The sequence below is a fragment of the Caenimonas aquaedulcis genome (genome assembly GCF_015831345.1).
Taxonomy (GTDB): domain Bacteria; phylum Pseudomonadota; class Gammaproteobacteria; order Burkholderiales; family Burkholderiaceae_C; genus Ramlibacter; species Ramlibacter aquaedulcis.
This window is the reverse complement of the sequence record NZ_JADWYS010000001.1, coordinates 2,322,539-2,342,583: the sequence shown is the minus strand read 5'-3', so window position 1 is coordinate 2,342,583 and position 20,045 is coordinate 2,322,539. Positions and strand designations below refer to the sequence as shown.

The window sequence follows — 20,045 nt, the reverse complement described above, 5'->3', positions numbered from 1 at the left end:
CGAATCACCAGAAGGCCATCGGTCGGATACCGACATACCTCGGCGAAGCGAACCCCCCGGCCTTGTCGCGCCAGTACGCATCGCCCAGCAGCGCCGGAAACACCATTCGCGCGGCAATTTCTTCGCGGCTCAAAAATGCGGCTTCCGTGATGAATTCCAGCGTCGCGAGCCGGCCCGTGGTGTCCAGCGCGCCGCCGGTGACCTTCGCGGTGAACCACAGCTTGCAGAACCGCGTGGTGGGGTTGTGGAATTCCTCGACATAGGCGAGCGTTTGCGCCTGCACGTGCAGGCCGCATTCCTCGAAGGCCTCGCGTTTGGCCGTGGCGAGCAGGTCTTCGGTTCCGATCGCCCCGCCGCCCGGCGCCACCCAGAAGTCGTAGACGCCCTCCCGCACGCAATGCACGAGCAGCACCCTCTCCTGGCCGTCCTCCACCAGGACGCCGGCGGAGATGCGGTGGCGCAGTTCATCACCCGCGCCGACGGCCGCGGTGTCGAGCGCGGCGGCGAGCGATGCCCCGGAGAACGCGTCGTCTCCGGTGATCTCTTCGCCGACGAAGGAAGGCGCGACGAACTGCGCCGCCGATTCCAGGGAGTCGAACTCGGTTTCGAACACGGCCGGCGCGCGGCCCGCGCCGTAGATGTCGAGCGCGCCGCCGGCGACGCGGTACCGTTGCTTGGTGACGCGGCAGCCGCCCAGGCGCGCGAGGACTTCGTATTCCTGCGCCGACAGGTAGAAGTTGGTGATCGAGGGATAGGGCGAGCCGGGCACCGGCTCCTTGCGCGCGAACTTGAAGACGGGCGCATCCTCCTTCGAAGTCACCTTGCGCAGGCGCATGCGCGTGCCCGTGAGGTAGAGGTCGTCGATCGTGCGCGCGGGGCCGTGCGCGAGACTCGCCGCCGCCGCCGGGTCCACCAGCCACCTGCGCTCGATCTCGTGGCGGGCGTAGCGGCTGGTGTGGGTCATGAGGTGTCAGGTCTCGGGTGTGCCGTGGAGGTCGATGCCGATGATCTGCGCGCTCACGTGGCCATGCCCGTCGTCGAGCAGCACCGTGAAGCGATCTTCCCGCTGCGCCCCGGGGGCGAGCAGCGGATCGGCCACCGCATTGTCCACGGTATAGAGCCAGTTGACCTGGCCCGCGTGGCCGTCCGAGCGAACGCTGGCCGTGAGCGTGCCGAGATTGCCTGCCTGCGACTGCACCGTGACACTGTGGGCGGTGTAGCTCGCGTCCACGAAAGTGAAGGCGCCAGCCGTGGCCAATGTGGCGGAAGCATTGCTGCCGCCCAGGTCATCCACGGCGCCGGGTGCGGACCAGTGATGGGACGGGTCGAACCCCAGCGTCGCGGAGGCGACGCCTTGAAGCGCGACGGCGGTCGCCGCGTCGATGCCCAGGTCCGCCGCGACCTGGTCGCCCGCGCCCAAAGCGCGCGCGTCCAGGCCCGTCAGCGTTTCGAACAGCGTGAGTCCCGCGAGGTAGGAGCCGTACTTGCTTGCGTGCAGGTTGTCGTCGAACCACAGGTCGACCTTGCCCGTCGCCACGCTGGAAGTCGATGCCTCGGTGTAGGGATCGCGCACGGCCAGCCCGTTCTGCACCGCCGTCATGAAGGCCGTGCTCACCGGCGCCACGCCCGCGAAGTCGGGGTTCACCGCGGCGAGATGCGTGTACGCATAGGTAAGGGCGCTGCTCATGCCTTCGAGCGTGAGGAAGTAGGCCGTCGCCTGGGTCGACGACTGCGTGATCGAGCCCGTGCCGGTATACGCGCCTGCGTTGGGGCCCGAGGTGACGAGGGTCTTGTCGGTCACTTCGTCCCAGGCGCCCGCGATCATGTCGGGACGCGCCCAGGTGGCGTAGAGGTACACGTCCGTCGCCAGGTCGGCATTCACGTTGGCCGGGATCGTCGTGCCCGGGACGGTGATGGAATCGGCCGCGCCGGTGTGGATGTAGTTCTCGATCAGCGTCGCGTACTTCTCGAAACCGGGAATGTCGGCGTTGGCGCCGGACGTGGTGACGAGCGTGGCTCCGGTCGCGCCGGTGGTCGTGATGCCGAAATCCGATTTCGACGGGTCGCTCGCGAAGTACGTCGCGGTGCCGGACTCGTTGAAATTCACCGTCAGCGCGTTCGCGGTGCTGCCGCTGCGCGTGAAGGTGTAGACGAGCTGCTGGCCCGCGTTCTCGTAGGTGCTGGCGGCGCTGCTGAGTGCGAGCGTTACGTTCGGCAGGCTCGTGTCCACGCCCGCGGCGAAGTCGTCGTTCACGATCGTCGCGGTGACGGGGCCCGCGGTGCCGATGTTGTAGTCGGCGCCGGCGGAAGGATGCACGAGCGTGACCTTGATCGACTCGTCGGATTCGATGGCGGTGTCGGCATGCGGGTCCATCGTCAGGCTGGCGGACGTCTGCCCCGCCTTGATGACAATGGTGCCGGTGTTGGAGGTGAAGGAGACGCTGCCGGTCGTCGTGTTCACGCCGGTGCTGCCGCTGGTCGCGAAACCGCCGCCGTTGGTGAAGCGGTAGGGCGAGGTGCTGCTGCCGCCCGTCGCGGAGAACGCGCCGGTGGTGGTGTTGTACATCTCCAGGTCCTGGCTGGAGGAGATGGTGGTGGAGACCGACGGCGAGGTCGAACCGTCGCGGAACACCGTGAAGTTGATGACGAGGTCGCTCGTCGTCGCGCCGGTGCGCGTGAAGGTGTAGACGAGGTTGCCCGTGCCGTCCTCCGCGACGGAGCCCGGGTTTGCGACCAGCGTGACCGTCGGCAGCGCGGGGTTGCTCACGGGTGCGGTCGGGTCGTCGTTGAGCAGCGTCGTCGTGATCGCGCCGCTGGTGCCCACGCGGTAGCCGCCGGCGGCAGCGAGCGTGAGCGCGAGCGTCTCGTCGTACTCCTGCACCGCGTCGCCGGTGGGCGTGACGATCAGGCTGGCGGTGGAACTGCCGGGCGCGAAGGTGATGCTGCCCGAGCCGCCGGGCAGCGGCTCGTCCGTCTGGTCCTGCAGCACGACGATGTCCCAGTCCTTGCTCGCGATGTTCCCGCGCAGGTCCCAGCCTGCCGGCGAGGAGTTCGTGTAGTGGCCCTGCAGCGTGGCGGCATTGCGCGCGGAGATGGACACGTCGTAGTTGAGCCCCACCTCTTTGGCGAACCGGTCGACCAGGCCGGGGACGCCGCCCCAGGGGTGCGGCTCGTACAGGTTCGAGCCGGTCAGGTTGGCGAAGCTGCCGCCGCGCTCGGGCGAGGTGAGGTCGTGCACGCCGTCGGGGTTGGTCACGGGGTCGTAGGTGTTGTACGACATGACGGGATCGACCCGCGCGAAGGTCGCGCTGTTGCCGACGAAGAGCACGTGGTTGAAGACGGTCGCGATGTCCACCTGCGGCGCACCGGACCCCTCGTCGCCTGCGTTGCCAGCGGCATCGGTGAAGCTGGACGGCAGTACCGAGATGTGCGCGCCGGTGCTGAGCGTCGCGCTCGCGGTCGCGGTGAAGGTGGCGGTGCGCGTCAGGCCGCTGCCGCCCAGGGGGCCGAGCGTGCCACCGGTGACGGCGATGTCGGCGTCCGTGAAGCTCGCGCCCGGGTCCTCGGAAAACGTGAAGGTGATGGTGGCCGTGCCGCCGGTGGCCAGTGTGTCGGCCGAACTCGAGATCGACAGCGTCGGCGCCGTGGTGTCGACCATGTAGGCCGCGTTGTCCGGCACGGCGGCGTGCGCAAGGTCCGCGGGCGCGGTGCCGTCGGCCAGCGTTGCGCCCTCGAGGACGAGGCTGTCCGCGTCGATGCCGATGCCGTTCGCATCGGTTTGCCCGGCGGCAATGGTGTATGCGAATACCAGCGAGGACGTGCCGCTGCCCGACACGTACGCCGCCTGCGCGGTCTCGCCGCCGATGTTCAGCGCGAGGTGGGGCGTGCCGGTGACGGTGGTCGGCTCCGTCATGGTGACGGTGACTTCGACGACGTCGCCCGCGTTCAGCATGCCGTTCGACGCGCCGCTGGCCGAGGTGATCGCGACACTGCCGACGGCGGGAGCCACGTTCGTGACGTCGACGACCAGGGCCTGCGTCGTGACGTGCGCGCCGTCGCTGGCGATCACGTCGAAGCTGTAGCTCGCCTTCGCCTCGAAATCGGCGGGTGTCTTGAGCGTGACGACGCCCGCGGCGGAGATGTCCAGCAGCGCCGCGTCGGCGCCGCCCAGCGAATAGGTCGGCGCCCCGAGCTGGTCGGGGTCCGTCGTGGTCGCGCTGTAGATCGGCGTGTCGACGGGCGCGTTCTCCGCGACGGTGCCCGTCGCGCCCGAGGTGAACACGGGCGCGTTGTCGTCCAGGTTGCCGACCATCACCACGACCGCTTGCGCCGTGGCGCTCGCGCCTTCGCTCGCGATCACGTCGAAGCGGTAGCTGGCCTTCGCTTCGTAATCCGCGGAGGCGAGCAGCGTGACCGCCCCCGTGACGGCGTCGATGCGCAGCAGCCCCGCGTCCGCGCCGCCGAGGCTGTAGCGCATGTCGCCCTTGAAATGATCGGGATCCACCGCCGCAGCCGTGTAGATCACCGTGCCGGGCGCCGCGTTCTCGTCGACGTGCCCCGTGGGCCCGGACGTGAATTGCGGCGGCGTGTCGTTGAGGTTGACCACCGACACCAGGAGCGACTCGCTCGTCGTCTTGCCGTCGCGCGTCGTGACCACCGTCACGCTGTAGCTCTCCTGCGTCTCGAAGTCCGCGGGCGCCTTCAGGGTGAGGATGCCGCTTGCGGAGATGTCGAACAGGGCGGCGTCCGCACCGGTCAGTGCGTAGTTCGCCGGCCCGCTCCTGCCCCCGGGGACCTTGTAGATGGCGGTGCCGGGCGCGGCGTTCTCCGCCACCTTCTCTTTGCGCGGATCGTTGCTCATGGTGTCTCCTGGGATGTCTAGGAACGCGGCGGGACGCGGCTCGCGAGCGGCGCGGGATGGAACTGCGGGCGGAAGCGGCAGCCCGCGCCGAAAGCCGGCTCGAACTGCGCGCACTGCTCGGCGATCTGTTCCGGCGTGGGCTTCGCGCCGCCCTGCACCCAGCTGCTCAAGGCCGCGAGCAACGTCGGGTACACCGGGTCGCTCAGGTAGCTGTGCGTGTTGTCGGCGGTGAAGGTCTGCACCAGGTGCGAGGCCGTGCCGGCCTTCTGCATGGTGCGAAGGAAGCTGTCGTCCATCTCGACGAAGGCCGTCGGGTCGTCGATGCCGTGCACCGTGAGCACGGGCACCGGGATGCGGCCGTCCGGGTCCGTGTCGGCCGCGAAGGTCGCGACGGCCTGCGGGTCGGCGGCGTAGCGGGCGACACTTGCGTTCAGCGCGGCGTCATCGGGCGATCCGCTGTACTTCACGCCCATGTTGCCGAAGGGGCTGCGGCCGCCGGTGCGCAGCTGCACCACGTCCTGGAAGTGGAAGGTGGCCCACGCGAGGTGGCCCGCGATCGAGCTCGCGGGAATCTTCACCACGTCGACGATGGTCTTGACCTTGCGCTGCTGCTCGGGCGTGCGCTGCGCCGCGGGTTTGTCGAGGCCCAGGCAGGCGTTCACGCGGTCGCGAAGGTCGTTGCTGCTGAGCTTCGAGCCTGCCGGCAAGCCGATGGACATCGGGTATTGCGGCTCGTCGGGCCGCGGATGGTTGCCGCAGAGCGATTGGTAGATCACGCGCAGGTCGATGCGGAAGTCGTATGCGGTCGAGCCGCCCGCGAGAACGCCGCTGGAGAGCAGCACGCCGTCGTAGGGGCGGCGGCCGCTGCCATCGTCCGTGAACATCGACGCGCCGACGGCCGCGACGCTCGCGCCCCAGGACTGGCCGTGCAGGATCGTGAGCTTGGGCCTGGCGACCTGCGAGACGAAGATGCGGCGCAGCCGCTCGGTGTCCTCGGCCGCGGCGCGCACCGCCACGCCGCCCTGCCGGAACGTGGAGCCGGCCCACGCGTAGCCTGCCTTCACGACGATGGCCCAGCGCTCCAGGTCCTCGACGCTGCGCTCGAGCCTGGGCGCGCCGAGCGCCGGGCCGCCGTGCGAATGCATCACCAGCGTGCCGTTCCATTGCGCAGGCATCGCGATGAGGTAATACGCACCGGCCGAGTCCTTGCCCGTCAGGCAGCGCGTCGTGGCGGGCACGGCGGCAGGGCAAGCCACCGCCTGCGGCGCCTGCTCGACCGTGGCGGGGAGGGTGGCGCTTGCGCGTGGCTGAGCCGGCGGGCCCTGCGTGGCGCAGCCCGCGAGGGCGAGCAGCGACAGGGCGGCCAGGATGGAACGGGACTGCATGTTCTTGTCTCCAACGTTGTTCTTGGGCGCAAAGATAAGAGACCGTCTTCATTAATGCAAATACAATGAAACGCCCATCTGCAGACGAAAAACATATGCTCTGCCGGCCCGCCGCATGGACCTGAAATCACTCCGCTACTTCGTGGCCGTCGCCGAGACGGGTCACATCACGCGCGCGGCCGCGCGGCTGGGCATGCAGCAGCCGCCGCTCAGCCAGCAGATCCGCGCGCTGGAGGAGAGCCTGGGCACCACCCTGTTCGTGCGGCATCCCAAGGGCGTGACGCTCACCGACAGCGGCGAGCTCCTGCTCGTCGACAGCCGCCGCCTGCTGGGCGACGCGGAGGCGGTGAAGACGCGCATGCGCGCCGTCGCCGCCGGGCATGCGGGCGTGCTCGCGGTCGGCTACACCTCGTCCGCCGCGGCGCACGCCCTGACGCCCAAGGTCCTGCGCGAAAGCCGCCGCGCCTTTCCGGACATCGCGCTGCAGATCGCCGAAGACCATGCGGCGGGCCTGACCGAATCGCTCGCGACAGGGCGCCTGCATTGCGGCTTCCTGCGCGTGCCTGTCGCGCGGCCGGCGGGGCTCGTTTTCGAAACGCTTGCGCGGGAGCCGGTGCTCGTCGCGTTGCCGGTGGGCCATCGCCTGCTCAAGCGCAAGGCGCGCGCGCTGCCGCTGACGCAGCTGAAGGACGAGCGCTTCATCCTCGTGCGGCAAAGCGGCGCGGCGGGCCTCTACGCGAACCTGCTCTCGCTGTGCGAGAAGCAGGGCTTCACGCCGGTCGTGGCGCACGAGGTCGGCCGCATGATGACCGCGCTCAACCTCGTCGCGGCGGGGGAGGGCATCACCGTCGTGCCTGCGTCCATGCAGGGCGTGCACGCGCAGGCGCTGGAATACCGGCCGCTGGAAGGCGCAAGCAGCCTCGACGCGCCGCTCACGCTGGTGTTTCGCGAAGCGGACTGCCACGGCGCGCTGCGTTCGTTCGTCGAACTCGCACGCGCCACCGCCGCGGTCAGGAGCAAGTGATGCGCAGGCGGCAGCTGATCGCATGGGCCGGCGCCTCGGGCACCGCGATGGCATGGCCCGCGCACGCGGCGTCCACCCTGCGCATCGTCGTGGCCTATCCGCCGGGCGGCATCAGCGACCGCATCGCGCGACTGCTGGCAATCAAGCTCGCGCCGATCCTGGATGCGACCGTGATCGTGGAAAACCAGGCGGGCGCCGGCGGGAGCGTGGCACTGGCCGCCGTGTCGCGCGCTGCGCCGGACGGGCGCACGCTGGGCTTCAGCGCGATCAGTCCCATCGCGCTCTCGCACTACTTCGGCCGGCCCGCGCCGCGCGTGGTGCCGGTGAGCGGCGTGATGCACACGCCACTGCTGCTCGTGGGCACCTCCGCGCTCGCGGCGCGCAGTTTCGCGGACATGGTGACGCAGGCCCGCGAGCATCCAGGCACGCTGCGCTGGGCCACGTCGGGCATCGCGACCATCGGGCATCTCGCGGTCGAGCAGGTCAAGCGCGAGATGCGCGTGGACGTCGTGCACGTGCCCTACTCGGGCGGCGCGCCGCAATTGCAGGACGCGCTGGCGGGGCGCTTCGAGCTCCTGTCCACCAACCTCGCGCCCTTGCAGATCGATTACGTGCGCAGCGGCCAGCTGCACGCGCTGGCGCTGGGCGCGCCGCAGCGCTCGCCCCTGCTGCCGTCGCTGCCGACCTTCACGGAGCTCGGCTGCCCGGGGGCGAACCTCAGCTCGCTGTTCGGGTTGTTCGCTCCGGACGGCACGTCGGGGGGCGTCGTCGCGCGGTTGAATGCGGCGTGCGCGCAGGTGCTGGCGCAGCCCGAGTTCCGCCAGGTCCTGATCGATGGCGGCAACCTCCCCGCGACGGGAAGCGCAGCGGACTTCGTGCGCGCGATAGAGCGGGAGTCGCGGGCCAATGCGCGGCTGGCGGCGAGCATGCCGGCGCGTTGACCTTGCGCGGGACCTACACGCGGATCTCGAACATCGCGTCGCCCATGTAGCGGTTCGGCCCGAACACCGCGCTCACCGCCGCGAGTTCGGCAGCCTGCCACTGCTCCACGACCACGCGCTCGGCGTCGCTCAGCAATTCCAGGTCGGGCGATTCGCCGTAGGTGCCGACGATGCGCTGCCAGGCGAGGTACACGGGCGCGACCAGCTCGGGGGAGCCCAGAGCGGCTTCGAGCGTGTCGCGAAAGAGCCGCTCGGCCTTGCGCAGTTCTTCGGGTGAGACGTCGGCCTGGAAAAGGGTGAGCTGGTAAGTCATGCCTGCGGATGATCGCATCCCGGGCGAAAAAAAACCCCGGGGGCCGAAGCCGCCGGGGCATGAGGGTTGCGGGCGGGTTTCACAGGCGCTTCACACCTGCGATGAAACCGACCAGTTCGCCGTTGACGTACAGCGCGCCTTCGGGGGCGCCGGCGTCACGGTGGAGGGCGTGGAACTCCACGACACCGTGCATCGCGCGCGCCGCCTCGCGCGCGCTTTCGCGGGCAGCGACACGGTCGAGCATCTCGCTCGCGCCGCGCAGCAAGGCGGCGAGGAGGTGCAACAGCGTGGCGCTGAAGGGACGGGCCGCTTCGGCGGGGGCCCAGCTCAAGGTCTTGGTCATCGAAGTCTCCGTGGGGGACGCCGCGCCTCGTGAGCGAAGCGCCCCGGGTTTCAGGGCTCAAAAGGGCCGCCGCCAAAAGCAAACGGCCCGGGACGAAATGCCACCGGGCCGCTGGGTCCAACTGCAAGGGTTCAGCAGCTGGGCGGTCCGGCGCCGCGGGGGAGTTGTGCTCGCAGGGCACGGATTCCGAAGCCGTGGAGCGAAAGCTGCGCACCGGCTGCGACGCAGCGGAGCGAGACGTTCGATCGGGACAGGGCTTGGAAAGACATGGACGCGGGCTGGGTGGAAGGGAGGGCTTCACCGCAGGAATTTCCGACGGCTTGCGCAAATGATAAACATTCGATTATCAGTACACAAGTGAAATTCATCACAGGCGCGCGGCGGCGCGGGCGCGTGTGTCGCGCGCGCCACAACCTTTCGCAGACGAGCAGGTCAGCGCTTGCGCTTGAGCGGCGCGATGCCGGCCTGCGTGCGCTTCCAGAGATCGTCGGGCTCGTCCTGCGGCCAAGCGCCCGGCGCCCGCTGCGGAGGCGTGGGCGTGGAAGGCACGGGCGGGACCGGCGGCACGGCGGGCACCAGCACTTCGCCGAGCAGGTCCAGCAGGCGCGTCCGGGCGCGCTGCGGGTGGCGCCGGTAGTAAGTGAGCACCAACCCGACGATGAAGCGCTCGTCGTCGTCCTGCGGCAGCGGGCTCTCGGCAGGCAGAGGCGGGGAAGCCTGTGCGCCAGGGGCCGGCGAAGGCGACGCTGCGCCTGCGGGGCCGTGCGGGACATCCATCCAGCCGTTGGGCTTCTTCGACAATTGCTCGAACTGGCGGGCGAGGCGCTCGCCGATCTGCCGCGAGCGGCCCTTGACCTGGCTCCAGTAGCTGGGCTGGATCTGCAGGCGCTCCGCGAAACGCCTTTCCAATCCGCGCAAGGTGGCGGCGTCGGGATCCTTGACGGTATTGCGGACGAACTCGTCGAAGAGGGCGAGCGCATTGTCCATACGGACCTGGGCGATGTCTCGCGGGGCGGTGTGCATGAAGGGCAATGATAAAGCTTCGTGCATCACCTTATGCACCGAATGGCTGGCCACACGCATGTTGCGGCGCACAAAAATCAGGCGTAAGCTTCCCAGCCGGTTAACTTCCGGCCTCTGGAATGAATGCCCTGACCCTCGAGCCGCCGCGCGGCTCTTCTCCCGCAGCCGCATCCCTGCGTCCTGCGATTGCCCTGGCCGCACTGGGCGTCGTCTACGGCGACATCGGCACCTCCCCCCTCTACGCCTTCAAGGAATGCCTGAACCCGGCGCACGGCGTGCCGCTCGATGCGAACGCCGTCCTCGGACTGCTCTCGATGGTGTTCTGGGCGCTGACGATCGTCGTCACCCTCAAATACGTGCTCTTCGTGCTGCGCGCAGGCTACGACGGCGAAGGCGGCATCCTTGCGTTGCAGGCGCTGGCCAGGCACGCGGTCGGCGGGCGCGACGCGAAGGGCTGGCCGCTGGGCGTCATCGGCGCGCTCGGGCTGGTGGGCACGGCGATGTTCTACGGCGACAGCCTCATCACGCCGGCCGTCTCCGTGCTGTCCGCCGTGGAAGGACTCAACGTCGCGACGCCGGCCTTCGAGAAGTACGTGGTGCCCCTGTCTCTGGGCATCCTCGTCGCGCTCTTCGCGGTGCAGCGCTTCGGCACCGGCCTGGTCGGCAAGGTGTTCGGGCCGGTGATGCTGCTGTGGTTCGGCACGCTCGCCTGCCTCGGCCTGCGCCAGATCGCGATGGCGCCCGAAGTGCTGCAGGCGGTGAACCCGCTGTGGGCAGCGCGATTCCTCGCGGACCATCCAGGGCAATCGCTCGCGGTGCTGGGCTCCGTGTTCCTCGCGGTGACGGGCGGCGAGGCGCTCTACGCCGACATGGGCCATTTCGGCGCTTCCGCGATCCGGCAGGCGTGGTTCCTGGTCGCGCTGCCCGCGCTGGTCATCAACTACTTCGGGCAGGGCGCGCTGGTGCTGCACGACGCCACCGCCATCGACAACCCCTTCTTCCGCATGGTGCCGTCCTGGGGCGTGATGCCGATGGTGGTGCTGGCGTCGGCGGCGACGGTGATCGCATCGCAGGCGGTGATCTCCGGCGCCTTCTCTCTCACCGTGCAGGCCATGCGCATGGGCTACCTGCCGCGCCTGCGCGTGGTGCAGACCTCGGGTGACGCCATGGGACAGGTCTACCTGCCCGTCGTGAACTGGCTGCTGATGGCCGGGGTCCTCGCCATCGTGGTCGGCTTCGGCAATTCCTCCTCGCTGTCCGCGGCCTACGGGATCGCGGTGTCGATCACGATGGTGACGACCACGCTGCTGGCGATGGTCGTCGCGCTGCGCCTCTGGCGCTGGAACGTCTGGCTCGTCGCTGCCGGCGCGGGCGCGCTGCTCGCGGTCGATGTGCTGTTCGTGCTCGCGAACAGCCTGAAGATCGCCGAGGGCGGCTGGCTGCCGCTGGTGGTCGCCGCGCTGATCCTCGTGGTCTTCACCACCTGGTCGCGCGGCCGCAGCCTGACCCGCGAGGCTGCCCTCGCGGAGCGCGTGGAACTGGGGCCGTTCGTGCAAGCGCTCGCGGTGCAACCGCCGCACCGCGTGCGCGGCACGGCGGTGTTCCTCACCGCGGAGCCCGATGCCGCGCCGCACGCCCTGTTGCACAACCTCAAGCACAACCAGGTGCTGCACGAACGCGTGATCGTGCTGCAGGTGCAGGCGAGCGACACCCCGCGCGTGGACTTCGCCGAACGCCTGCAGGTGCGCGACATGGGCCTGGGCGTGTGGCAGGTCACGGCGCGCCATGGCTTCATGGAAACGCCCGACGTGCCCGCGTTCATGAAGCTGCTGTCCTACCAGAAGGGCATTCCCATCGAGGCGATGACGACCTCCTACTTCACCTCGCGCGAGACGACGCTGCCGGCGCACATGGCCGGGCTCGGCCGCGCGCGCCGCGTGCTGTACGTGTGGCTGCATCGCAATGCAGGGCGCGCGTCGGACTACTTCGGCCTGCCTTCAAATCGGGTGGTGGAGATGGGCCGGCGCACCGCCTGACCGGGTCGCGGTGTCGTGGCGGCCCGTGATTAGAATGGCGCAGCGGGGACACGAGCAGACTCCCCGAACCCCAGACGGCTCCGCCGTCCAAGCTCTGCTCCTGATCCAGGGCCGTCGGGCCCTGTTAGGAGACTTCGCTTGTCCAATCCATATCCCGCTTCCGAACTGCGCACCCAACCCCTCCCGGTCGATCCGGCCAGGCTCCATGGCTTGTCCGAAAAGATCGTGCGCAGCCACCACGAGAACAACTACGGCGGTGCGGTCAAACGCCTGAACGCGATCCGCGCCGAATTGGCGGCACTGGAGTTCGCCACGGCCCCGGGCTTCCAGCTCAACGGGCTCAAGCGCGAGGAACTCATCGCCACCAACTCGATGCTGCTGCACGAGCTGCACTTCGCGTCGCTGGGCGGCGATGGCGTCACCATGCAGCCTGCCATGGCGCTCGCGCTCACCGCGAGTTTCGCCGGCATCGAGCGTTGGCGCGAGGAGTTCGTCGCAATGGGCAAGGCCCTGGGCGGCGGCTCGGGCTGGGTGCTGCTGTGCTTCCAGCCGCGCGACGGGACGCTCGTCAACCAGTGGGCGGCCGACCACACGCACGCGATCGCAGGAGGCGTGCCGATCCTGGCCCTCGACATGTACGAGCATGCGTACCACATGGACTTCGGCGCGCAGGCCGGCGCCTGGGTGGACGCTTTCATGAAGAACATCGATTGGGATGCCGTCTATGCCCGCTACCAGTCCGCCGTGCATGGCGCGACCGAAGCGTTGGCGGTGGAGCGCTCGGAGATCGCCGATGCGCAGTTGGTCGACGTCCGGCGCGCGGGCGTGTACGAACAGGCCGGGCAGGTCATTCCCGGGGCCACGTGGCACGACCCGGCGGCCGTCGGAGCGTGGGGCGCCAGCCTGCCGAAGGACAGGGAAGTCGTCGTCTATTGCGTCTATGGACACGAAGTGGGGCGCAGCACGGCCCTGCGCTTGCGTGCCCAGGGGGTGAACGCGAAGTTCATGCGCGGCGGGATCGACGGCTGGAAGGGCGCCGGATTGCCGCTCGCCGACAAGGCGGCCTCCTGACCGGAAGCTTCACGGCGTTCGATGGGTTCGCGCACGGCGTGAAATAATCGCCGCACCCATTGACCGGGGCGATTCAACGCCCTTCGCTTCTCCCGTGACACACACATCGATCGCCTCCCGGCGGGCAGGGCGCCCGCATGCCGTCGCCATGGCGGCCTTCGCGGCTTGCGCCGCCGCATCCACCTTCGCGCAGTCCGTCGGCTCCACGCTGGCGCCGGTCGAGATCCGCGGCAACTACGACAACGCCGTCGGCTCGTCGGACGCCGCGAGCCAGGGCAGCGTGAGCGCGCGCCTGATCGCGACGCGCCCGACGGAGCGCACCGGGGAGATCCTGGAATTCGTGCCCGGGCTGATCGTGAGCCAGCACAGCGGCGACGGCAAGGCCAACCAGTACTACCTGCGCGGCTTCAACCTCGACCACGGCACCGACTTCGCCACCTTCGTCGACGGCATGCCCGTCAACATGCGCAGCCATGCGCACGGGCAGGGCTACACGGACCTCAACTTCCTGATCCCCGAACTCGTCTCGCGCATCGACTACCGCAAGGGGCCGTACTACGCGGAAGAGGGCGACTTCGCGTCGGCGGGCGCCGCGCACCTGCGCCTCATGGACACATTGCCCGCAGGCATCGCCTCGCTCACGCTCGGGCAGAACCGCTACACGCGCGCGCTGCTGGCAAAGTCCACCGCGGCCGGCGCGGGCCAGCTGCTCTATGCGCTCGACCTCGCGCGCAACGACGGCCCGTGGGTGAACCCCGAAAGGCTGCGCAAGTTCAACGGGCTGCTGCGCTACAGCCAGGGCACGCGCGACGAAGGCTTCAACGTGACGGCCATGGGCTACAGCGCGCGCTGGAACGCCACCGACCAGATCCCGCAACGCGCGGTGGATGCGGGCCTCGTGGACCGCTACGGCGCGATCGATGCGACCGACGGCGGCGAGAGCTCGCGCTACAGCGTGTCCGCCGCGATGCGGCAGCGCAATGCGCTCGGCCTCCTCGAAGTCAATGCCTACGCCATCCGCTCCCGCCTGGACCTCTTCAGCAACTTCACCTACTACATGGACGACCCGGTGGGCGGCGACCAGTTCGAGCAGAAGGAGCGCAGGAGCGTCGCGGGACTGAACCTGAGCCAGACGTGGAACATGAAGCTGGCGGGCTTCGATGCCGTCAACCGCGTGGGCCTGCAGACACGCTACGACCGCGTGTCGCCCGTCGGCCTGTACCGGACGACCGCGCGCGTGCAGACCTCGCTCGATCGCGAAGACCGCGTGCGCGAGACGAGCGCGGGCGTGTTCGCGGAGAACACGACGCAGTGGCACGAGAAGTTCCGCACCGTGGCGGGCGTGCGCTGGGATCGCTACCGCTTCGATGTCGCAAGCAACATCGCCGCGAACTCCGGCAAGGCGGGCGACCACCTCGCGTCGCCCAAGCTGTCCTTCATCGTGGGGCCCTGGGCGAAGACGGAGTACTTCCTCAACTGGGGCGAAGGCTTCCACAGCAACGACGCACGCGGCACCACGCAGGTGCTCACGCCGAAAGACCTGCTGCCGACCACGCCCGTCACGCCGCTCGTGAAGACGCGCGGCAGCGAAATCGGCCTGCGCACCGAACTCGTCCCCGGCCTGCAAAGTTCGGTCGCGCTCTGGCGCCTGCGCATCGCGTCCGAGCTGGTGTTCGTCGGCGATGCGGGCGATACCGCGCCGAGCCGCCCCAGCGCGCGCCACGGCGTGGAATGGAACAACCACTATGTCGCGGACAACGGCCTGCTGCTGGATGCGGACTTCGCGATCTCCCGCTCGCGCTACACGCAGGACGACGCTGCCGGCAATTTCATCCCCGGCTCGATCGAGAAGGTGGTGTCGCTCGGGGTGACGATCGTGGACCGGGGTCCCTGGTCCGGCAGCGTGCAGCTGCGCTACTTCGGGCCGCGCCCGCTCGTGGAAGACAACTCGGTGCGCTCGTCGAGCACCGTGCTCACCAACGCGCGCGTCGCGTACAAGCTCGACGCGAAGACGCGCGTGGCGCTGGACGTCTTCAACCTGTTCAACCGCAAGGCAAGCGACATCGACTATTACTACGATTCGCAGTTGCGCGGCGAAGCCTCGCCGGTCACGGACCGGGTGTTCCATCCCGTGGAGCCGCGGGCCTTCCGGGTGACCTTGACGCACAACTTCTGACGCGTTGAGCCCCTTGGGCGACAAGGGCCTTGCAAGTTTCCATAATTCGACTATTATCGAAATATGGAAGAAACAGATGCGATCCAGCAACTCGCGGCCCTCGCCCAGGCCATGCGCCTGCGCGTCTTCAAGGCGCTCGTCGTCGCCGGGCCGGAAGGCCTCACGCCGGGGCAGCTGGCCGAGTCGCTGGAAGCGGCGCCGGCCACGCTGTCCTTCCACCTGAAGGAATTGACGCACGCCGGGCTCGTTTCGCAGGAGCGGGACGGGCGCAACCTGATCTACCGCGCGAACTTCGAGCAGATGAACGCGCTGCTGTCCTACCTGACCGAGCATTGCTGCCAGGGCGCGGCATGCGGGGTCGCACCGGGGCGCTGCGCGCCCACCAAACCATCCACCAGGAGAAAAGCATCATGAAGCGATTCCATGTCCACGTGCACGTCGACGACCTCGCGAAGAACATCGCGTTCTATTCGGCGATGTTCAACGCCGCACCGGCCCGCACCGAGGGCGACTATGCCAAGTGGATGCTGCAGGACCCGCCGGTGAACTTCGCGATCTCGACGCGCGGCGATGCGCCGGGCGTGGGCCACCTGGGCATCCAGGTCGAGAGCGAGGAAGAACTGTCGGCGATGCGCGCACAGGCCGCGAAGGCCGACATGACGCTGCAGGACGACGGCGAGACGACCTGCTGCTACGCGCGCAGCGACAAGTACTGGGTGACCGACCCCCAGGGCGTCGCCTGGGAGCAGTTCCACACGCTGGACAGCATTCCCGTGTTCAGCCAGCCGCGCGCGGCGGGTGCTTCGTGCTGCGCAGGCAAGGCGCCGGACGTGAAGGCCGAACCCGCGAAGGCGTGTTGCTGAAGCCGGCGCCGGTGCGAAACCTGCGGCGCGAACTCTTCGCCGAATTCATCGGCACCGCGCTGCTGCTGTGCGCGGTGATCGGCTCGGGCATCATGGCCGAGCGGCTGAGCGCGGGCAACACCGGCGTGGCGCTGCTCGCGAACACGCTCGCCACCGTGTTCATCCTGTACGTGCTGATCGAGGTGCTCGGGCCGGTGAGCGGCGCGCATTTCAATCCGGTGGTCTCGGTGGTGCTCGCAGTCGCCGGCGCCGGCGAAGGCCGGGCACGGCGCACGGCGCTCTTCATTGCCGCACAGCTCGCCGGTGCGATCGCGGGCGCCGCGCTCGCCAATGCCATGTTCGACCTGTCCCTGCTGCATGCCAGCAGCAAGATGCGCGCGAGCCCGGGGCAGTGGCTGGCGGAGGCTGTCGCGGCGGCGGGCTTGATCGTGGTGGTGCTGCGCGCGCCCAGGGGCAGGGCTGCTGCGCTCGTCGCCAGCTACATCGGCGCGGCGTACTGGTTCACCGCCAGCACCTCGTTCGCCAACCCGGCGGCCGTGCTCGGTCGCATGATGAGCGACACCTTCGCGGGCATCGCGCCCGCGAGCGCAGCGGCATTCGTCGCGGCGCAGTTCGCAGGCGGCGCCGTGGGGATGGCGGTGTCCCGTATGCTGGGGCCGCCCGATGCGCAGGCCGGGTGACATGAAGGGAGAATGCCGAATGGACGAAGTGACGATCTATCACAACCCGCAGTGCGGCACCTCCCGCAACACGCTGGGCCTGATCCGCAACGCCGGCATCGAGCCGGTGGTCATCGAATACCTCCAGCACCCGCCTACGCGCGAGCGGCTGAAGGAGCTCATCGCCGCGATGGGCGTTCCCGTCCGCGACGCGATGCGGCGCAAGGGCACGCCCTATGACGAGCTGGGTCTGGACGACCCCGCCGTCACCGACGACCAGCTGCTCGACGCGATGCTCGCGCATCCGATCCTGATCAACCGGCCCATCGTCGTGACGGCGAAAGGCGTGCGCCTGTGCCGGCCCTCGGAAATGGTCGTGGACCTGCTGCCGAGGCCGCAGCGCGGGCTCTTCACCAAGGAAGACGGCGAAGTCGTGAAGTTCAATCCGACTTGATGTTCCTGTCGCGGATGAGCTGCCCCCAGCGCTGCGTTTCCGCGCCGATGAACTCCGCGAACTGGGCGGGCGTGCCGCCGCCGACCACGTTGCCGGGCTCGGTGATGCGCAGCGCGAGATCCGGCTCCCTGAGGGCCTGGTTGATCGCCGCATTGAGCTTGTCGACGATCGCCTTCGGCGTGCCCTTGGGCGCCACGATGCCGAACCAGTTCGAGATTTCCATGTGCCTGATGCCGAGTTCCGCGAAGGTCGGGACGTCTGGCAGGCTGGGCAGCCGCCTGTCGTGCGCGACCGCGAGCGCACGCAGCTTCGGCGGCGAGGCCTTCAGGTAGCCGATCGCCGACGGCACCATCTCGAACATGTAGTCGACCTGTCCGGACAGCATGTCGTTCATCGCCGGGCCGCCGCCGCGGTAGGGGATGTGCGTGGCGAACACGCCCGTTTCCGACTTGAACATTTCGCCGGCGAGGTGGAATGACCCGCCCGACCCGGCGGAGGCGTAGCTGAAGCGCCCGGGCTTCGCCTTCATCGCGGCGAGCAGTTCCTGCGCGTTGCGATACGGGGACTTGTCGTTGACCACCAGCACCAGCGGGCCCTTCTCGATCAGCGCAACGGGCACGAGATCGGTCGCGGGGTCGAACGGCGTCGTGCCGGGGATCAGCGTGCGGTTCACGGTGAGCGGCGCGAGGTTGCCGATGCCGATGGTGTAGCCGTCGGGCGCGGCCTTGGCGATGGCCAGCGTGCCGATGTTGCCGTTCGCGCCGGGCTTGTTGTCCACGATCAGCGGCTGGCCCAGCGAGGCGGCGAGTTTCTGCCCGACCTGCCGCGCACGGACGTCCGAGCTGCCGCCGGCGGCATAGGGAACGATCAGCGTGATCGGCCTGGACGGATAGGCGCGGGCCGCGTCCTGCGCCGCCGCGGTGAAGGGCGCGAGGAGTGCGCCTGCAAGAATGAGGAAGGGTCTGCGGGGGATCATGCGGGTCTCCGGATCGACGGCCTGTAAAGCCTGTAATGTACTAAAAATAAACTTGATACAATCCATCCGAAACGCATTCATAGGGAAAGTACCCATCAAGATGGCCGCTCTCATTGCACCAAGAATCGCCTTGATACACGCGACGCCACTGGCCGTGCAGCCGGTCGCGGTGGCCTTCGACGAGTTGTGGCCGCAGGCGAATCGCATGAACCTGCTGGACGATTCGCTCTCGCAGGACCGCGCGGCGGCTGGCGAATTGAATGCAGCGATGACGCAGCGCTTCGTCGACCTCGCGCTCTATGCGCGCGGCTGCGGCGCGCGCGGCATCCTTTTCACCTGCTCCGCGTTCGGCCCGGCGATCGAAGCCGCCGCGCAGGCCGTCGGCGTGCCCACGCTCAAGCCCAACGAGGCGATGTTCGACGAGGCCCTGGCGCGTTGCGCGCAGCTCGGCGGCTCGCGCACCGTCGGCCTGCTCACGACCTTCGCGCCCACGGCGCAGAGCCTGCGCGAGGAGTTCGTGCAGCTCGCGGTGGACCGCGGCGCGTCGGTGGAACTGGAAGTGGCCTGCGCCGATGGCGCGATGGAGGCGCTTTCGGCCGGGGACGCGGCCGGGCACGACCGGCTGGTGCTGGAGCACGCGCACCGGCTCTCCCGCTGCGACCTGCTCCTGCTGGGCCAGTTCTCCATGGCGTCCACGCGCGCGGCGGTCGAAGCCGCCGTCGGCCGCCCGGTCCTCACGAGCCCGCACAGCGCGGTGCGCGCCATGCGCACCGCGCTGCGCGCGGACTGACACCCACCCCTCGACCCCCAAGGATCCCCATGAAACTCATCGTGCTGCCGTGCGACGGCATCGGCCCCGAGATCGTCGCCGCCACCGTGGACGTGCTGAAGGCCGCGGACAGCCGCTTCGGCCTGCACCTGGAACTCGACTACGACAGCGTCGGCTTCGAGAGCCTGCGCGAATACGGCACCACGCTTCGCGACGAAGTGCTCACGCGGGCCCGCGGCTACGACGGCATCGTGCTCGGCACGCAGTCGCATGCCGACTATCCCGCGCCGGAGCAGGGCGGGCGCAACGTCTCGGCCGGGTTTCGCATCGGGCTCGACCTGTACGCGAACGTGCGCCCCGCGCGCACGCGCCCCTTCCTGCCGTCCAACCTGCGCGAGGGCAAATCGATGGACCTCGTCATCATGCGCGAGGCGACCGAGGGCTTCTATCCCGACCGCAACATGAGCCGAGGCTGGGGCGAGGTCATGCCCAGCCCGGACATGGCGCTGTCCACGCGCAAGATCACGCGCCATTGCAGCGAACGCATCGCGCGCCGCGCGTTCGAGCTCGCGATGACGCGCCGCAAAAAAGTCACCGCGATCCACAAGGCCAACAGTTTCCACATGACAGACGGCCTCTTTCTCGAAGCCGTGCGGCATGTCGCGAAGGACTTCCCAGAGGTCGCGCTGGACGACCTGCTGGTGGATGCCTCCACTGCGCAGCTGGTGCGCGAGCCCGAGCGCTTCGACGTGCTGGTCGCGACCAACTTCTACGGCGACATCCTCTCGGACCTCGCGAGCGAACTCTCCGGCAGCCTGGGCCTGGCCGGCTCGATCATGGCCAGCGACACGCTGTGCTGCGCGCAGGCCCAGCACGGTTCGGCCCCGACCATCGCGGGCCAGGACATCGCGAACCCGACCTCGATGATCCTGTCGGTCGCGATGATGGTGCGCTGGGTCGGCGACAAGCAGGGCAACGCCGCGATGCAGCGCGCGGGCGACGCGATGTCGGCGGCGGTGGACGCGACGCTCGCCAACCCCGCGACGCGTACGCGCGACATCGGCGGCGCCATGGGCTGCAAGGCGTTCGGCGCCGCGGTCGCCCGGGCCCTCGCCGCCGCCTGAGCCGCGCGACCGGATAAGCTTGGCACC

General features: G+C 69.1%; 18 protein-coding genes. 11 read left to right on the top strand and 7 right to left on the bottom strand.

Features of this window, described 5'->3' with window-relative positions:
- Positions 1–4: 4 nt before the first annotated feature.
- From I5803_RS11245 to I5803_RS11235, 3 genes are read right to left on the bottom strand one after another with little or no spacing between them, the layout of a single operon-like run.
- Complete coding sequence (locus I5803_RS11245) at positions 5–964, bottom strand: NUDIX domain-containing protein (RefSeq protein WP_196986448.1); 960 nt, start codon at positions 962–964, stop codon at positions 5–7.
- Between the two features lie 6 nt (positions 965–970).
- The gene (locus I5803_RS11240; protein WP_196986447.1) at positions 971–4,861 is read right to left on the bottom strand and encodes a cadherin domain-containing protein; all 3,891 of its coding nucleotides are present in this window, start codon (positions 4,859–4,861) and stop codon (positions 971–973) included.
- Positions 4,862–4,878: 17 nt separating this feature from the next.
- Positions 4,879–6,246 (bottom strand): hypothetical protein, encoded by a 1,368-nt coding sequence (locus I5803_RS11235; protein ID WP_196986446.1) that lies wholly within the window; start codon positions 6,244–6,246, stop codon positions 4,879–4,881.
- Between the two features lie 115 nt (positions 6,247–6,361).
- Here I5803_RS11235 and I5803_RS11230 point away from each other — a divergent pair, with 115 nt between their 5' ends.
- Both I5803_RS11230 and I5803_RS11225 read left to right on the top strand, forming a co-directional pair.
- Entirely contained in the window at positions 6,362–7,270 is a 909-nt protein-coding gene (locus I5803_RS11230) for a LysR family transcriptional regulator (protein WP_196986445.1), read from the top strand.
- A complete protein-coding gene (locus tag I5803_RS11225; RefSeq protein WP_196986444.1) occupies positions 7,270–8,211 on the top strand; it encodes a Bug family tripartite tricarboxylate transporter substrate binding protein in 942 nt (313 codons plus the stop codon). Before I5803_RS11230 ends, I5803_RS11225 begins: the two co-directional genes overlap by 1 nt.
- Before the next feature lie 13 nt (positions 8,212–8,224).
- On the opposite strand, the gene I5803_RS11220 is transcribed toward I5803_RS11225, so the two are convergent.
- From I5803_RS11220 to I5803_RS11210, 3 genes are all read right to left on the bottom strand, one after another.
- Positions 8,225–8,524, bottom strand: coding sequence for a hypothetical protein (locus I5803_RS11220; RefSeq protein ID WP_196986443.1), 300 nt, complete (start codon positions 8,522–8,524; stop codon positions 8,225–8,227).
- Positions 8,525–8,603: 79 nt separating this feature from the next.
- On the bottom strand, positions 8,604–8,867 hold the full coding sequence (locus I5803_RS11215; RefSeq protein WP_196986442.1) for a hypothetical protein: 264 nt from the start codon (positions 8,865–8,867) through the stop codon (positions 8,604–8,606).
- 432 nt (positions 8,868–9,299) lie between these two features.
- Positions 9,300–9,890, bottom strand: coding sequence for a hypothetical protein (locus I5803_RS11210; RefSeq protein ID WP_196986441.1), 591 nt, complete (start codon positions 9,888–9,890; stop codon positions 9,300–9,302).
- Positions 9,891–10,009: 119 nt separating this feature from the next.
- On the opposite strand from I5803_RS11210, the gene I5803_RS11205 reads away from it, so the two are divergent.
- From I5803_RS11205 to arsC, 7 genes are all read left to right on the top strand, one after another.
- Complete coding sequence (locus tag I5803_RS11205; RefSeq protein ID WP_196986440.1) at positions 10,010–11,926, top strand: potassium transporter Kup; 1,917 nt, start codon at positions 10,010–10,012, stop codon at positions 11,924–11,926.
- Positions 11,927–12,064: 138 nt separating this feature from the next.
- Positions 12,065–12,997, top strand: coding sequence for a Fe-Mn family superoxide dismutase (locus tag I5803_RS11200; RefSeq protein ID WP_196986439.1), 933 nt, complete (start codon positions 12,065–12,067; stop codon positions 12,995–12,997).
- Between the two features lie 94 nt (positions 12,998–13,091).
- On the top strand, positions 13,092–15,173 hold the full coding sequence (locus I5803_RS11195) for a TonB-dependent receptor (protein ID WP_354001650.1): 2,082 nt from the start codon (positions 13,092–13,094) through the stop codon (positions 15,171–15,173).
- Positions 15,174–15,236: 63 nt separating this feature from the next.
- Positions 15,237–15,587, top strand: coding sequence for an ArsR/SmtB family transcription factor (locus I5803_RS11190; RefSeq protein WP_196986438.1), 351 nt, complete (start codon positions 15,237–15,239; stop codon positions 15,585–15,587).
- A complete protein-coding gene (locus tag I5803_RS11185) occupies positions 15,584–16,036 on the top strand; it encodes an ArsI/CadI family heavy metal resistance metalloenzyme (protein WP_196986437.1) in 453 nt (150 codons plus the stop codon). Before I5803_RS11190 ends, I5803_RS11185 begins: the two co-directional genes overlap by 4 nt.
- Positions 16,037–16,047: 11 nt before the next feature.
- Positions 16,048–16,716 (top strand): aquaporin, encoded by a 669-nt coding sequence (locus tag I5803_RS11180; RefSeq protein ID WP_196988531.1) that lies wholly within the window; start codon positions 16,048–16,050, stop codon positions 16,714–16,716.
- Positions 16,717–16,735: 19 nt separating this feature from the next.
- A complete protein-coding gene (gene arsC / locus I5803_RS11175) occupies positions 16,736–17,149 on the top strand; it encodes an arsenate reductase (glutaredoxin) (protein ID WP_196986436.1) in 414 nt (137 codons plus the stop codon).
- Here the strand turns inward: arsC and I5803_RS11170 are convergent.
- The gene (locus I5803_RS11170) at positions 17,136–18,125 is read right to left on the bottom strand and encodes a Bug family tripartite tricarboxylate transporter substrate binding protein (RefSeq protein WP_196986435.1); all 990 of its coding nucleotides are present in this window, start codon (positions 18,123–18,125) and stop codon (positions 17,136–17,138) included. The two genes, arsC and I5803_RS11170, sit on opposite strands and share 14 nt — an antisense overlap.
- 100 nt (positions 18,126–18,225) lie before the next feature.
- Between I5803_RS11170 and I5803_RS11165 the strand changes: the two genes are divergently transcribed.
- Together I5803_RS11165 and I5803_RS11160 are read left to right on the top strand one after the other, a co-directional pair.
- Positions 18,226–18,915: an aspartate/glutamate racemase family protein gene (locus I5803_RS11165; RefSeq protein WP_196986434.1), complete on the top strand. Its 690-nt coding sequence runs from the start codon at positions 18,226–18,228 to the stop codon at positions 18,913–18,915.
- A gap of 29 nt (positions 18,916–18,944) precedes the next feature.
- Positions 18,945–20,018: an isocitrate/isopropylmalate dehydrogenase family protein gene (locus tag I5803_RS11160; protein WP_196986433.1), complete on the top strand. Its 1,074-nt coding sequence runs from the start codon at positions 18,945–18,947 to the stop codon at positions 20,016–20,018.
- The last annotated feature ends 27 nt before the right edge of the window (positions 20,019–20,045 follow it).

Coding starts and splice junctions, on each gene's coding strand:
- I5803_RS11170 (WP_196986435.1), bottom strand. CDS start 18,125: ATGATCCCCCGCAGACCCTTCCTCATTCTTGCAGGCGCACTCCTCGCG.
- I5803_RS11230 (WP_196986445.1), top strand. CDS start 6,362: ATGGACCTGAAATCACTCCGCTACTTCGTGGCCGTCGCCGAGACGGGT.
- I5803_RS11210 (WP_196986441.1), bottom strand. CDS start 9,890: ATGCACACCGCCCCGCGAGACATCGCCCAGGTCCGTATGGACAATGCG.
- I5803_RS11240 (WP_196986447.1), bottom strand. CDS start 4,861: ATGAGCAACGATCCGCGCAAAGAGAAGGTGGCGGAGAACGCCGCGCCC.
- I5803_RS11215 (WP_196986442.1), bottom strand. CDS start 8,867: ATGACCAAGACCTTGAGCTGGGCCCCCGCCGAAGCGGCCCGTCCCTTC.
- I5803_RS11185 (WP_196986437.1), top strand. CDS start 15,584: ATGAAGCGATTCCATGTCCACGTGCACGTCGACGACCTCGCGAAGAAC.
- I5803_RS11160 (WP_196986433.1), top strand. CDS start 18,945: ATGAAACTCATCGTGCTGCCGTGCGACGGCATCGGCCCCGAGATCGTC.
- I5803_RS11220 (WP_196986443.1), bottom strand. CDS start 8,524: ATGACTTACCAGCTCACCCTTTTCCAGGCCGACGTCTCACCCGAAGAA.
- I5803_RS11190 (WP_196986438.1), top strand. CDS start 15,237: ATGGAAGAAACAGATGCGATCCAGCAACTCGCGGCCCTCGCCCAGGCC.
- I5803_RS11205 (WP_196986440.1), top strand. CDS start 10,010: ATGAATGCCCTGACCCTCGAGCCGCCGCGCGGCTCTTCTCCCGCAGCC.
- I5803_RS11235 (WP_196986446.1), bottom strand. CDS start 6,246: ATGCAGTCCCGTTCCATCCTGGCCGCCCTGTCGCTGCTCGCCCTCGCG.
- I5803_RS11165 (WP_196986434.1), top strand. CDS start 18,226: ATGGCCGCTCTCATTGCACCAAGAATCGCCTTGATACACGCGACGCCA.
- I5803_RS11225 (WP_196986444.1), top strand. CDS start 7,270: ATGCGCAGGCGGCAGCTGATCGCATGGGCCGGCGCCTCGGGCACCGCG.
- I5803_RS11245 (WP_196986448.1), bottom strand. CDS start 964: ATGACCCACACCAGCCGCTACGCCCGCCACGAGATCGAGCGCAGGTGG.
- arsC (WP_196986436.1), top strand. CDS start 16,736: ATGGACGAAGTGACGATCTATCACAACCCGCAGTGCGGCACCTCCCGC.